Genomic DNA, 13,167 nt, shown 5'->3' with positions numbered 1-13,167 from the left:
AGTTGCACCGTGAGCGCACCAGTGGACGTCACCCAGGACACCTTTAAGTCCGAGGTCATCGAGTCGGAGCTGCCCGTCCTCGTGGACTTTTCTGCCGAGTGGTGCCAGCCCTGCCAGCGGCTCGCCCCGGTGCTGGACGAGATCGCCGCCGAGTACGACGGCAAGCTCAAGGTGGTCAAGATCGACGCGGACACCGAGCGCACCCTGACCGCCATGTTCCAGGTGTTCAGCATCCCCACCGTCTTGCTGTACAAGGACGGTGAAAAGGTCGACGAGTTCACCAACTACCGGCCCAAACAGGAGATCCTTTCCCGCATCGAGCCGCTGCTCTAGCTGGGTCCGCGGCGTGCCGACGTGCTGCTTCGCGCGCGGCCGCCTCACCCACGTAGGATGTAATAGGTATACGTGTCAACCGCTTCGTCAGAAAGGCTCCCAGTGCGTGCAACTCTCCGCGTCGGCGACTCCAGTGCCCGGGTTGCTGAGGTTCGCTCAACACTCGCGCGTTTAGGGTTGCTCAGCGGCTACGAGGGCTCCATCGATGAGTGGAACTCCCGCCAGTTTTCGCAGGAAGAGATGCTTTTCGACGCCACGCTGGCCGACACCATCAAAGCCTTCCAGCAGTCGCGCGGCATCATGCCCACCGGCGACATCGATGACCTGACTCTCCGCGAGCTCCGCCAGGCGTCGTACAAACTGGGCAACCGCGTCCTGAGCTACCAACCGAGCCAGGAGCTCGTCGGCGACGACGTCGCGCAGTTGCAGACCCAACTCCACGAGCTGGGCTTTTACGCGCACCGCATCGACGGCCGCTTCGGCCGCCGCACCCACGAAGCGGTGATGACCTACCAGCTCAACTCCGGCCTCGAGGACGACGGGCTCTGCGGCCCCGACACCCTCCACGCGCTCAGCCTGCTGGGCCGGCGCATCACCGGCGGCTCCGCCAACGCCATCCGCGAGCGCGAGCACGTCCGCCAGGCCGGCCCACACCTGACCGGCAAGCGCGTGGTCATTGACCCCGCCCTCGGCGGCACCGACACAGGCGTGACCGTCCAGGGCCCGTACGGCCCCATCACCGAAGAAGAGATCGTGTGGGACCTGGCGCAGCGCGTCGAGGGCCGCATGATCGCCGCGGGCGTGGAGACCATCATCTCCCGCACCCGCGGCGACAACCCGTCGGCGAAGGCGCGCGCCGACCTGGCCAACGGGTTCAAGGCCGACCTGGTGATCTCGCTGCAGCTAGACCACTACCCGAACGAGAAGGCCAACGGCGTGGCCACCTTCTACTTCGGGTCCGAGATCGGCAGCTCCTCCATGACTGGCGAGACGCTCTCCGGCTACATCCAGCGCGAGATCGCCGCCCGCACCAACTTGCGGAACTGCCACAACCACGCCCGCACCTGGGAAATGCTGCGCATGACGCGCATGCCGTCGGTGGAAGTGGTGGCCGGCTACCTGAGCAACCCGGGCGACCTGGCCGTGCTCATCGATCCCGCGCAGCGTGACGCGATCGCGGAATCCATCGTCGTGGCCGTCAAGCGCCTCTACCTGCTGGAATCCGACAACCAACCGACGGGCAGCTACTCGTTCCAGGACCTGCTGCGCGAAGAGCGCGCGTAGTTTCCTACCGGGGAAAATAACGGGGGAAAGTTTCGGGGGTTCCGCGCCTGGGCTACTTTGCGTAGTACCTGGTGGTCCGGGTCGAGCCGATCTTGCGGATCAGGGAGGCGTCGACAAGCTTGCGCAACGCGCGGTACGCCTGCTGCTGGCTCAAGCCGGTGATGGCGGCGCCGTCGCCGCTCGCCCGGCCCTGCCCCCTCGACACTTCTCGACGCGCGGCGCGCGCGCTGCACCGCGCCCAGCGCCATCGCGTCATTGCCCTTCACCGCGACCGGGGCGCTTGAGTGCTGCGTCACCGTCACCGTCACGCCCTGCCCATGGGTGCCCGCGAAGCTGACCGGGTCCAGCTCTGCGGCGGATAGCGTCCGCGCGACCTCCGGGTACCCTGTTCCGGCGCCGCGCGTGAGCCCGGTGAGCGAGACCGCGGTGCTCAGGTGAAGGGAGCGCGGCGCGTAGACGGGCCGACCCTCCGCGAGCGCCTCCGCGTCCACTCCGCGCGGCAGGCCGCCGGGGCTTGAGATGCTGGTGAAGTCTTCCTCCAGCGCCACGTAGACGGGCGCAGGCAGCGAGTAGTCGCGGTGGACGAGCGCGTTAATCACCAGCGGAAACGCGGGGCCGAGCGCGGCGCGGTGCTCGGTGAGCGCGCTGAGCATCGTGGCCAAGGGGGCCACGCTTCGCGACGTCCGGTGCGAGACCCGACGGTCCGAGAACACCAATTGGTGGTACGGCAGGTGCGTACGGATCGCCTCCGTGCGGCCGAAGAGCGCGATGGCGCCGAGCGTCAGCGGGTGCTCCGCGTCGGTGCGGAACCCGAGCGCGCGGACGAGCGCTTCGTCGGAGCGCTGCGCGGCAAGCGCGTCGCCGCCGTGGCTCGCCGCCAGTTCGCGGAAGCTCGCAATCGCCTCCGGGTCGATGTCGTCCGGGGCGGCACCGCGGGCTGGGGAGAGCGCCCAGTCGACCCCGTTGGCGTCGCGGTAGCGCGTGAACAGATACGTCGGGTCCATGCCGACCGCCTCTGCCACGCCCCGCTCGTTGAGGCGCCGCGTGCGGTAGGTGCCCCACGCGGTGGCGACGGGGCTCGGGTGCGCGTCGGTCCGCACCGCAATCACCTCGGCGCCGCCTATCCGCGCGGCGCTTACGTCAACCTCCAGCGGCGGGTTGGTGTAGCGGCGCACCGCCATGGCCAGCTGCGCGGGGTCGGTTCGATCACCGTGGAAGGGATAGCAGCCACTGATTGAACCGTCCGAATCCACGCCGATGAAAAGGGTGCCGCCCTCGGCGTTGGCCATGGACGCCATCGTTTCAATCACGCGGCGCTCGTTGATGAAAGCGGCAGATTTACGACGCGCAAACGCCCTGGTCATTCCCTGTCCCAGGGCGATTTGATCAGCCATTTCCTCAGCGCGCATGCCGATAGCTTACATCATTGGTATTCGCCAGTTCGATTCGTCCGGCACCGTCTGATTGAATGATGGAATGTGGGCACACTGCTGGGCGGAATCGGTGAGGTGATGGAATCAAACGGCCGGCGCTTCCGCCAACAGGTCCGCGATTTCTTGGTCCGCCATGAGGTCGAATACGGGCGGAAGCGAGAGCCGGAGGCGGGGCAGCAGCGGGTGGTCGTCCACGATGCGGAAGCCGGCGGACTCGAGGATGGGCACCGCTGTCAGACCGATTGCGGCGGCGTGGCGGGCGATGGGGCTGTGGGCCTGCGCGGTGGCGTCGTCAAGCGTTGTGCCCCGCGCGGAGGGCTCGTGGAGGCCGAAGACTTCGAGGGCCTGTGCACCGGCGCTGGTGGCGGCGGCGATGGTGGCGTCGAGGAGTACCGATTCGTAACCGCGGCGCTGGGCTCGGGCGTCGATGTGCAGGCTCGTGATGACCCATGCGTCTTGGCTAATGGGTGCGGTGGGGAAGCGGGAGGCGCCCGGGGCGAATTCCGGCGGGCAGAAGAGGATGGTGGCCAGCGCGCCCTCGTCGGCGCTCACCTCCGCGATGGAGTGGCCGATGGGGTACTGCTCGTAGCAGCGCGCGATGAGCCAGGCCTCTTTGTCCAGCTCAGAGCGCTGGACGGTGAACTCGGTGTCGGCGTGGCGCGGGGATGACCTCGGCGGGTCGAGCTCCCAGAAGACGGTGTCGGCGGCGCGCCGGTGGATGCGGGCGAGTGTGCCGGCGTGAACCGGCACGAGCTGCGCGCGTGGTTGCGTTGACACCCGTCCCCCTGACGTTCCGCCGGTCCGATCAGTCCTGCTCGCCCTGGATCAGGCCCATGATGCGGTCAAAATCGTCCTTGTCGCCGAACTCAACGACGATCTTGCCCTTGCGCTTACCCATGGTCACGGAGACCTTGGTGTCCCAGGCGTCTGCGAGGGAGTTCGCGGCGTTGGTGAGGAACTCCGGCTGCGGCTGCGGCTCGCGCTTCTTCTTCTCGGGCAGGGCGCCGTTGTTGTTCAGCAGCGTGACGGCCTCCTCGGTGGCGCGCACGCTCAGGCCCTCGGCGACGATGCGGTTGGCCAGCTCGTTCTGCGCGGTGGAGGTCTGCTCGTCGCTGTCCAGCTTCACGCCCAGGAGGGCGCGGGCGTGGCCGGCGGACAGGACGTTCGCGGCGACGCGACGCTGCACGTCCACCGGGAGGCGCAGCAGGCGGATGGCGTTGGTGATCACCGGGCGGGAGCGGCCCAGCTTGTCCGCCAGCTGCTCCTGGGTGACGCCGAACTCCTTGAGCAGCTGCTCGTAGGCGGCGGCTTCTTCCAGCGGGTTGAGCTGGACGCGGTGGATGTTCTCCAGGAGGGCGTCGCGGAGCATGTCCTCGTCGGAAGTCTCGCGCACGATCGCCGGGATGTGCTTGAGGCCGGCCTTGGAGGCCGCGCGCCAGCGGCGCTCGCCCATGATCAGCTCGAAGCCATCCTGGGTGTCGCGGACGACGATCGGCTGCAGCAGGCCGAACTCGCGGATGGAGTGCACCAGCTCGGCCAGCTCGTCTTCGTCGAAGACCTGGCGGGGCTGCTTCGGGTTGGGGATGATCTGCCCCAGCGGCACTTCCTGGTAGCGGGCGCCCACGGGCACCGGCTGCATGACGTTGTCCTTCGCGGCGGAAACGGTCGGGGCGCCGGCGATCGGCCCACGCGGCGAGCCGCCCACGGTGGGGGCGCCCTTGACCTTCTTGCGCTGCTTGTCCTTCTTGCCCTTCTTGCCTGAGTTCTCGGTCTTGCCGGAATTCGCAGCGTCGTCGGCGCCGGCATTGGCGCCCGCTCCGGTGCTGCCGTTGTTGGTCTCCTTCTCGGGCTTCGGCGCCTGCGCGCGCTGCGCGGCCTTGCCGTCGCCGAAGATGATGTCGGAGGCTCCATTGCCAATCGCGCCCGTCTTCCCGGTCGTATCCGTCGTCGACGGCGCGGACGGGATCAGTGCGGCCAGGCCTCGCCCGAGTCCGCCTTTGCGTTGCTGTGCCATGTGTTACTCCTCGCCCTCAGTGCCTACAGTGCCTTCCGTGCCCTCAGTACCTGCTGAACCCTCAGCATCATCCCCCGCGTCCCCGTCGCTATCCAGCTCCGCGAACACCTCGGGGCTCACGCCGATCGGCCCGGTCGTCTCGTGCGGCTGGTAGTCGCCGCGGTTGGCCAGCTCGCGCGCCGCGTCGAAGTACGCGAGCGCCCCGCGGGAGCCGGGATCGTAATCAATCACGGTCTGCCCGTAGCCGGGGGCCTCGGACACCTTGACCGAGCGCGGAATGACGTTGTTCAGCACCACCTGGCCGAACTGGTCGCGCACCTCGGCGGCCACGTCGGCAGCCAGGCGCGTGCGCGCGTCGTACATGGTGAGCAGGATCGCGGAGATGTGCAGGTTGTGGTTCAGGTGCTCGCGGATCATGCCGATGTTGCCCAGCAGCTGGCCCACGCCCTCGAGCGCGTAGTACTCGCACTGGATGGGGATAAGCACCTCGTCCACCGCGGTCATTGCGTTGATGGTAAGCAGGCCGAGGGACGGCGGGCAGTCGATGAACACGTAGTCAAAGCCGTGCTCGTCGAGGAACCCGCGCCGGATAGCGTCGTGAAGCCGGTACTCGCGCCGCACCATGGAGACCAGCTCGATCTCGGCGCCCGCCAGGTCGATGGTGGCGGGGATGCAGAAGATGTTGGGGTTCTCCGCGTGCGCCTGCACGGCGTCGGCGGCCTCGGCCTCGCCGATGAGCACCTCGTAGCTGGACACGGTCCCGGAGGTGTGCTCGGCGCCGAGTGCCGTTGACGCGTTACCCTGCGGGTCCAGGTCGATCACCAGCACCTTCAGGCCCTGCTTGCTCAGCGACGCCGCCATGTTCACCGCCGTCGTCGTCTTGCCCACGCCGCCCTTCTGGTTGGCAATGGTGAGCACGCGCGGCTGCTCCGGCTTAGGGAGCTTCGCGCGCCCAGACGTCATCTGGGTGGCCCGGTGCGCCGCGGCCATGATCGGGGTGTCGTCGAAATTCTGCTCGTCCATATTCGCTCCCCCTTACTTTCGCACGATTGTAATCAGGGTGGTCGGCTGCTCCAGCAGGCCCTCGCCGACCTGGGAGATGGTGGCTTCTCCGCCGCCCGCCTTCCGGATCTGCGCGGCGTCTCGCTCGAGCTCTTCGCTTACCGACGCCCCCTTCATCGCCACCATGACGCCCCCGTGCTTGGCCAACGGCAGGGACCAGCCGGCGAGCTTGCCCAGCGGAGCCACCGCCCGCGAGGTGACGGCGTCGAACTGGCCGCGCTGCTGCTCCTCGGCGCGGCCCCGGATCACCGTGACGTTGTCCAGCCCCAGCTGCTCGGTCACCTCGCCGAGGTAGGTGGAGCGCTTCAGCAGCGGCTCGATGAGCGTCACGTCCAGGTCCGGCCGCGCGATGGCCAGCGGGATGCCCGGCAGGCCCGCGCCCGAGCCGATGTCCGCGATGCGGGCGCCCTCCGCGAACGCCTCGGCGGCGACGGCGCAGTTGAGGATGTGGCGGCCCCAGAGCCGGTCCACCTCCTTCGGCCCGATGAAGCCGCGCTGCGCGGCCACGGTGGCCAGCGACTCGCGGTACTGCTCCGCGAGCCCCAGGCGGTCACCGAAGACGGTGCGCGCGATAGCGGGGGTCTGTTCCGACACGGCTGTGCGCTCCTTTACACAAAGGGGAATTGTTTGCACTCCGACTCTAGTAAACGCGCCCAACATTGGGGCAATTGTGCGCGTTCACTTCCGCCAACCCAGTTGGACGCCTGGAATCGGGCACGAAAAAACCCGCCGCCAACTGGCGACGGGTTCGAGCGAGCAACCCTTACTTGCCCTGCTTGCGCTGCTTCTTGGTGCGCTTGTCCACCTTGCGGGCGCCGACGGCCGGGGCGGAGGCGCGCTTGGCCTCGCGCTTGGCGGCCTCTTCCTCTTCTTCTTCCTTGTCCATCTTCGCGTACACGACACGGGTTTGGAAGAAGGTCCAGATGTTGTTGGACAGCGAGTAGAACAGGAGGCCGACGTGCCAGACAAAGCCGGTGAACAGGATCATGGCCGGCAGGAACCAGAGCATCATCTTGTTCATCATCTGCATCTGCTGGTCCATCATCTGCGCGTTCTCGCCCTGAGGTTTGTTCACCTTGCCGGCCGCGCGGCGGGCCTGCTGGCGCTGGATGGACATGCGCGCGTTCAGGTGGGTGAACAGCGCGGACAGGATGACCATCGGCAGGCAGACCGCGATGATCTTGGTCCGGGTGAGGTCCTCCACACCGGTGAACGCGGCGAACGCGTCTTCTGGCATGGACATGTACGCCGACAGCGGGACGCCGAAGATGTTGGCGTCCAGGAAGGAGCGGACGTCCTCGGGCGAGAAGGCGTAGTTGGCAATGTTGCGGTTCTCTTCAACCGACAGGCCGAGCGCACCCGGGCCGTTGCCGGTGCGGTTGAACGAGCGCAGCACGTGGAACAGGCCGATGAACACCGGCATCTGCACGAGCGGGACCAGGCAGGAGGCGAGCGGATTGGTGCCCATCTCCTTGTACAGCTTCTGGGTCTCCTCGGCCATCTTCTGCTGGTCGTTCTTGTACTTCGCGCGGATTTCCTGCATCCGCGGCTGCATCTCCTGCATGCGGCGCATGGAGCGCATCTGGTTGACCATCGGCTTGATCAGCAGCGCACGGATGGTCACCGTCAGCATGATGATGGACAGCGCCCAGGCCATGCCTGAATCTGGCGAGAGAATTGCGCCGAAGAGTTTGTGGTACGCCCACAGCACCCATGAAATCGGCCAATAAATGAAGTTCAGCACTTTTGGCAGTTACTCCTCATCGGTTTGTCGTATGTCCGTTGCCTGCACGCTGGAGCTTTGGGCGCTTGTCGACGCCCCCGCCCCCGCCGGAATACTCCCCGGCACAGGGTCGTAGCCACCTGGGTGCCACGGCCCGCACTTACACACGCGGGCGGCCGCGAGCGCGGTGCCTTTCACGGCACCGTGTCGCGCGACCGCCTCGAGTGCGTATGCACTGCAAACGGGCAAAAATCGGCAGGTCCCACCCAGCTTAAGGGGTGACACGTACTTTTGGTAGAGGCGCACCAGCTTCACCAGCGCGGCCGCCGCCGGCCCGGGAGGGCTGGGGATCCGGCCGCCGGCGAAGTTGTAGTACGCCATCAGCGGGTTGTCCGCTCTTGTGGTGGTTTGGCGATTTTGGCGCGCGCCTTGCGGACCGCGCGCTCGAGGTCTCCGGCCATCTCGGCGCTCGACGCCGTGGCCGACACAGGAAGCGCTCGGATAACCACGTCGAATTCGCGCGGCAGCGCCTCCGCCTGCGTGCGCGCGACGGCCCGGAGTTTGCGGGACACCGCGTGCCTGGTCACCGCGTTCCCCACCTGTTTAGACACCACGAGCCCGAACCGAGGTCCGCCGCGCACGGCGGTGTCGGTTCGGGCTCTCAGGTGCACCACCAGTGTCCGGGAGCCGCCCCGCGTCCCCTTGCGCATCGTGCGACGGAAGTCGCTGGATGACGCAAGCTTCAGCGGTCGCGGCAGCACGGTGGTGAACCCTGAATTGGTGCAGCTACGGCGCGACTACGCGGTCAGCTTTGCGCGGCCCTTCTTGCGGCGCGCGGAAACGATGGCGCGGCCGGCGCGGGTGCGCATGCGGGCGCGGAAGCCGTGCTTGCGCGAGCGACGACGGTTGTTGGGCTGGTAAGTCCGCTTGGACACGGTGGACTCCTTGTATGCGTCACGGCGACCAGCGGTCGGGGGCGCTGCGCGGCACGGATGTTCTGTGCAGAGCATCCGTGAGCAGTGCTCCCGTCCTCCCGGGGCAGTGGCCGCCTCCGGTAGAAAAATGGTGTTGAGATCGCGCTTCACCGCGTACTGGGTGAAGGCCGCATGCGCTACCTGCGCTGACTCGCCCTTGCGGGGGCCCGGTTCTCGGCGCGGGTAGTGCTCTCAAGCGCGCGAGTGCAAGGCGCTGCGCGGGGCAACGGCCAGTGCGACTAGCGCGACAGACTCCACTAGGGTACGTGATTTTTCCTCCGGGCGACAAATCGACACTCCGACAGGATTCGCGGGGACGAACGGGGGCACCCGAAATTACATAACTGTGTTTTTTCGCAGGTAGTCGGCCCAATCGGCCCGGCAACGTGGGGCTCAACGGGCGGGGAGGGGAGCGGGTCGCTGACACGTGTTCGATCCGTTTTCGAATTCCACAGGTTCTCCGGCACGACACCGTTAGACACGCTGAGGTGACAGCGGGTAACAATGTCTTATCACCACAATTTCACAAGCATTCAGTGCACAAGCCTGTGGATAACTGTGAAGTATGAGTTGAGACTTCTCCGAGGGACCCGCCATTACCCCAGTTCAACCACAGCTTTAGGGTTGAGAAATGTTATCCACAGTTTGCGCACACACCTGTGGATAGAACCCGACGGTGGCGCTATTCACACCTGTGGATAAAGTTGTGGAACAACAGGTGAGGGCCCATCCCGGTCCCCGCCAGCCTGTGGAGGCACCGCCGGATTCGGTGGATTCCGCGGTGGGTTTTGTAATTTCACAAAGTTGCAGAGTTGCATAAGCCGCGCCGCGCATTCCTCCTGCGCCCCGCAGGACCAATCCAGACCCCAAGAACCCCATAGCCCCATGTCAAGGAAAGAACAGGAGTAACCGTGGCCGAGCAACAGATCGAATCGCTCTGGCGTGACACCGTCACCCAGCTGCTGCAGCTCTCAGAGCGACCCGACTCTTCGGTCCCGCAGCTCAATTTCAAAGAGCGCTCCTACCTGCAGCTGGTCACCCCGGTCATGCTGGTCAACGGCTACGCGGTCCTCTCCGTCCCCCACCACGCGGCGAAGACGGTGATTGAGGATTCGCTGGCACCGCACATCACCAACCTGCTCGCCGCCCAGCTCGGCGGGCCGTGCATCCTCGCGGTGTCCGTCGCACCGGCGGCGGAGAGCACGCCGCCTCCTGCCGCTGAGCCGCCCGCCGCGCCGCAGCCCCCACAACCTGCTGAGCCGGAAGTGCCGGGGCCGGTGGCGTCGACAAGCATGCCCCCGCAGCGCGATTACGCACCCTCCGTGCCCGAGGAATTTGCGCAGGATGCGGGGCCGGGCGAGCAGATACCGATGGGGCTGGACGAGCTTGCGCAGATGCACGCGCAGCAGCAAAAGCATCGGCAGGGCCACCCGACCGTGCCGCGGCGCATCCCGCGCGAGGAGCCGGCGCACGACCCGGACCGGGCGGCGAACTTGAACCCGAAGTACACGTTTGAAAACTTCGTCACCGGCTCGTCCAACCGCTTCGCGGCGGGCGCGGCGCTCGCGGTCGCTGAGGCACCGGCCCGCGCCTACAACCCCCTGTTCATCTGGGGCGGATCCGGCCTGGGCAAGACGCACCTGCTGCACGCGGCGGGGAATTACGCGCAGGTGCTGCAGCCGGGGCTGCGGATCAAGTACGTGTCCTCGGAGGAGTTCACCAACGACTACATCAACTCCGTGCGCGATGACCGGCAGGAATCGTTCAAGCGCCGCTACCGCAACCTGGACATCCTCATGGTGGATGACATCCAGTTCCTGCAGGGTAAAGAAGGTACGCAGGAAGAGTTCTTCCACACCTTCAACGCGCTGCACCAGGCGAATAAGCAGATCATCCTGTCCTCGGACCGCCCGCCGAAGCAGCTCACCACCCTGGAGGACCGCCTGCGCACCCGCTTCGAGGGAGGGCTGATTACCGACGTCCAGCCGCCGGACCTGGAGACCCGCATCGCCATCCTGATGAAGAAGGCGGCTGCCGACGGCACCGAGGTCGAGCACTCCGTCCTCGAGTTGATCGCGTCGCAGTTTCAGTCCTCCATCCGCGAGCTGGAGGGCGCGCTCATCCGCGTGTCCGCGTACTCGTCGCTGTCCAACAAGCCGGTTGACCTGCAGGCCGCGCACCACGCGCTGCGCGACATCCTGCCGGACGAGGCCGACGTGAACATCACCGCGGACGCCATCAAGCAGGCGGCCGCGGAGTACTTCAAACTCTCGTTGGAGCAGCTCACCGGTGCCGGAAAGGCCCGGCAGGTGGCGCACGCGCGCCAGATCGCCATGTACCTCTGCCGCGAGCTCACCGAGCTCTCGCTGCCCAAGATCGGCGACGAGTTTGGCGGCAAGGACCACACCACCGTCATGTACGCGGACCGGAAGATCCGCAAGGAAATGACGGAAAAGCGTGGCACCTACGACGAGATCCAGGAGCTCACGCAGATGATCAAGAACAAGGCGCGCATGGGCTAGGCCGTGGGGCCGGCGCTATTCCGCCCCACAAGATCACAAAAACCCCAGAAGTCACTCTCTTACCACTCTCCACAGACTTCTCCACACCTGTGTAATTACGCCGTTGTAATTTGGCGATCTTGCTCACACGGCACCCGACGCAGGCCCCCAGATCCGCCCTGTGGATAACCGTGCAAATCTTGTGAAAGCCCAGTGGACAACGTCCGACCTGCTGTGGAACAAAATCGGGGCCGAAAAGTTATCCACAACCGCACGGAGATATCCACAAGAACTCCACACCCCGAATCACACCCTTGTTTCGCCCCACCACCACGGCGAAACCCATGGATTCCACAGATTGCACAGCACCTACTGCAGTTACCAACTCTTTTACTTGTAATTCCTTCTACAGAAAGAGAGGTTGTGCATGACCCGCCCGCCGTCCGCTCGGACAGCCCGATTCTTGGAATTACAAAACCTGCTTTCGCCCCGGGGCGATATGGCGAAGCCCCGGCGCCCCGCCTAGAGTGAGAACGTAATTACAGATCCTGGTTACCGCGGGTAGCCGCGCAACGGTTTCAACATCACGACTACAAGCAAGGGAGCCTTACGCCGTTATGGTCGAGAGCATCGGTGAGAACACCCTGTCATTCCGCGTCCACAAAGATGACCTCTCTGACGCCGTGGCGTGGGTGGCTCGCGCCTTGCCCACCAAGAGCACGCAGCCGATCCTGCGCGCAATTGTGATCACCGCGGACGATGAGGGCCTGGAGCTCGCCGGCTTTGACTACGAGGTGTCCACCCGCGTCCGACTCGGCGCCGAGGTTGACCAGCCGGGCAGGGTCGCGGTGGCCGGCAAGCTGCTCTCGGACATCGTGGCCAACATGCCCCACCAACCGGTTGAGGTCACCACGGACAACAACACCATGAAGCTGGTGGGCGGCAAGGCCCGCTTCGAGCTTCCGCTGATGCCGCTGGATGATTACCCGCAGGTGCCCAGCCTGCCGGAGACCACCGGCACGATCGCCCCGGCGTCGCTGACCCGCGCGGTCTCCCAGGTCGCCTCCGCCGCCGGCCGCGACGACACGCTGCCCATGCTCACCGGTATCCACGTGGAGATCCGCGGCGCAAAGATGCGCCTGACCGCAACGGACCGCTTCCGCCTTGCCATCCGCAGCCTGGAGTGGGAGCCGCAGAGCCCGGACGTGGAGGCGAAGCTCCTGGTCCCGGCCAAGACCCTCCTGGACAATGCCCGCACGCTGGACACCCAGCTGGAGGACCCGGTGGAGATCGCGGTCGGCGCGCAGGACAACGTTGGCGCCGAGGGCCTGTTTGGCATGCACGTGGGCAACCGCGAAACCACCACCCGCATGCTCGACGCGGACTTCCCCAATGTGGAGCCGCTGCTGCCCAAGGCGCACACCTCCATGGCCACGGTCGAGGTCGCCCCGCTGCTCGAGTCCATCCGCCGCGTCTCCCTCGTGGCCGACCGCAACGCGCAGATCCGCCTGCACTTCCGCGAGGGCGAGGTGAGCCTGTTCGCCTCCGGCGTCGACTCGGGCGAGGCGAGCGAGTCCCTGCCGGCCGCGTTCACCGGCGCGGACGAGCTGCTCATCGCCTTCAACGCCGGGTACCTGCGCGACGGCCTGTCCGTCATCGGCACTGACCGCGTCGTCTTCGGCTTCACCGAGGCCTCGCGCCCGGCCATCATGATCCCGGAGCCGGAGGACCTGCCCGAGGCCAACGAGGACGGCACGTTCCCCACCCCGGAGACCCACTTCACCTACCTGCTGATGCCAGTGCGCCTGCCGGGCTAATCGACGCCTACTCGTCCGGCCCCCAA

The 13,167-nt window shown here is 66.3% G+C and carries 13 protein-coding genes; 4 read left to right on the top strand and 9 right to left on the bottom strand.

The features are described 5' to 3' along the window. The first annotated feature begins 9 nt into the window (after positions 1-9). Both trxA and CKJ84_RS00310 read left to right on the top strand, forming a co-directional pair. Complete coding sequence (gene trxA / locus CKJ84_RS00315; protein ID WP_095535540.1) at positions 10-333, top strand: thioredoxin; 324 nt, start codon at positions 10-12, stop codon at positions 331-333. A 102-nt stretch (positions 334-435) separates the two neighbouring features. Continuing rightward, positions 436-1,617: an N-acetylmuramoyl-L-alanine amidase gene (locus CKJ84_RS00310; protein WP_095537784.1), complete on the top strand. Its 1,182-nt coding sequence runs from the start codon at positions 436-438 to the stop codon at positions 1,615-1,617. Here CKJ84_RS00310 and CKJ84_RS00305 read toward each other — a convergent pair. From CKJ84_RS00305 to rpmH, 9 genes are all read right to left on the bottom strand, one after another. Next, the gene (locus CKJ84_RS00305) at positions 1,578-3,011 is read right to left on the bottom strand and encodes an RNA-binding domain-containing protein (protein WP_233125419.1); all 1,434 of its coding nucleotides are present in this window, start codon (positions 3,009-3,011) and stop codon (positions 1,578-1,580) included. The genes CKJ84_RS00310 and CKJ84_RS00305 overlap by 40 nt on opposite strands. Before the next feature lie 123 nt (positions 3,012-3,134). Beyond that, the gene (locus tag CKJ84_RS00300; protein WP_198949220.1) at positions 3,135-3,827 is read right to left on the bottom strand and encodes a hypothetical protein; all 693 of its coding nucleotides are present in this window, start codon (positions 3,825-3,827) and stop codon (positions 3,135-3,137) included. Positions 3,828-3,855: 28 nt separating this feature from the next. After that, positions 3,856-5,064: a ParB/RepB/Spo0J family partition protein gene (locus CKJ84_RS00295; RefSeq protein WP_095545565.1), complete on the bottom strand. Its 1,209-nt coding sequence runs from the start codon at positions 5,062-5,064 to the stop codon at positions 3,856-3,858. Between the two features lie 3 nt (positions 5,065-5,067). Next, on the bottom strand, positions 5,068-6,087 hold the full coding sequence (locus CKJ84_RS00290; RefSeq protein WP_095545564.1) for a ParA family protein: 1,020 nt from the start codon (positions 6,085-6,087) through the stop codon (positions 5,068-5,070). Positions 6,088-6,099: 12 nt separating this feature from the next. Continuing rightward, a complete protein-coding gene (rsmG, locus tag CKJ84_RS00285; protein WP_233125418.1) occupies positions 6,100-6,720 on the bottom strand; it encodes a 16S rRNA (guanine(527)-N(7))-methyltransferase RsmG in 621 nt (206 codons plus the stop codon). A 169-nt stretch (positions 6,721-6,889) separates the two neighbouring features. Next, positions 6,890-7,870: a membrane protein insertase YidC gene (gene yidC / locus CKJ84_RS00280; RefSeq protein WP_095535534.1), complete on the bottom strand. Its 981-nt coding sequence runs from the start codon at positions 7,868-7,870 to the stop codon at positions 6,890-6,892. 9 nt (positions 7,871-7,879) lie between these two features. After that, on the bottom strand, positions 7,880-8,230 hold the full coding sequence (yidD, locus tag CKJ84_RS00275; RefSeq protein WP_165765442.1) for a membrane protein insertion efficiency factor YidD: 351 nt from the start codon (positions 8,228-8,230) through the stop codon (positions 7,880-7,882). Further along, positions 8,230-8,610: a ribonuclease P protein component gene (gene rnpA / locus CKJ84_RS00270; RefSeq protein ID WP_095545563.1), complete on the bottom strand. Its 381-nt coding sequence runs from the start codon at positions 8,608-8,610 to the stop codon at positions 8,230-8,232. The genes yidD and rnpA overlap by 1 nt, the downstream gene beginning before the upstream one ends. Positions 8,611-8,646: 36 nt before the next feature. Next, positions 8,647-8,784: a 50S ribosomal protein L34 gene (rpmH, locus tag CKJ84_RS00265; RefSeq protein WP_095278661.1), complete on the bottom strand. Its 138-nt coding sequence runs from the start codon at positions 8,782-8,784 to the stop codon at positions 8,647-8,649. A gap of 950 nt (positions 8,785-9,734) precedes the next feature. Here rpmH and dnaA point away from each other — a divergent pair. Together dnaA and dnaN are read left to right on the top strand one after the other, a co-directional pair. After that, on the top strand, positions 9,735-11,345 hold the full coding sequence (gene dnaA, locus CKJ84_RS00260; RefSeq protein WP_095545562.1) for a chromosomal replication initiator protein DnaA: 1,611 nt from the start codon (positions 9,735-9,737) through the stop codon (positions 11,343-11,345). A gap of 596 nt (positions 11,346-11,941) precedes the next feature. After that, entirely contained in the window at positions 11,942-13,141 is a 1,200-nt protein-coding gene (dnaN, locus tag CKJ84_RS00255; RefSeq protein WP_095278663.1) for a DNA polymerase III subunit beta, read from the top strand. Positions 13,142-13,167 lie beyond the last annotated feature (26 nt).

The sequence above is a fragment of the Corynebacterium sp. NML 120412 genome (assembly GCF_002285155.1).
Classification (GTDB): Bacteria; Actinomycetota; Actinomycetes; order Mycobacteriales; family Mycobacteriaceae; genus Corynebacterium; species Corynebacterium gottingense.
Note: the sequence above shows the minus strand (reverse complement) of the source record. Positions and strands in the feature narration are given on the sequence as shown.

Excerpts from the sequence above, each read along its gene's own strand:
- CKJ84_RS00305 (WP_233125419.1), bottom strand. The coding sequence starts at position 3,011 with ATGGCTGATCAAATCGCCCTGGGACAGGGAATGACCAGGGCGTTTGCG.
- CKJ84_RS00295 (WP_095545565.1), bottom strand. The coding sequence starts at position 5,064 with ATGGCACAGCAACGCAAAGGCGGACTCGGGCGAGGCCTGGCCGCACTG.
- CKJ84_RS00290 (WP_095545564.1), bottom strand. The coding sequence starts at position 6,087 with ATGGACGAGCAGAATTTCGACGACACCCCGATCATGGCCGCGGCGCAC.
- yidD (WP_165765442.1), bottom strand. The coding sequence starts at position 8,230 with ATGGCGTACTACAACTTCGCCGGCGGCCGGATCCCCAGCCCTCCCGGG.
- dnaN (WP_095278663.1), top strand. The coding sequence starts at position 11,942 with ATGGTCGAGAGCATCGGTGAGAACACCCTGTCATTCCGCGTCCACAAA.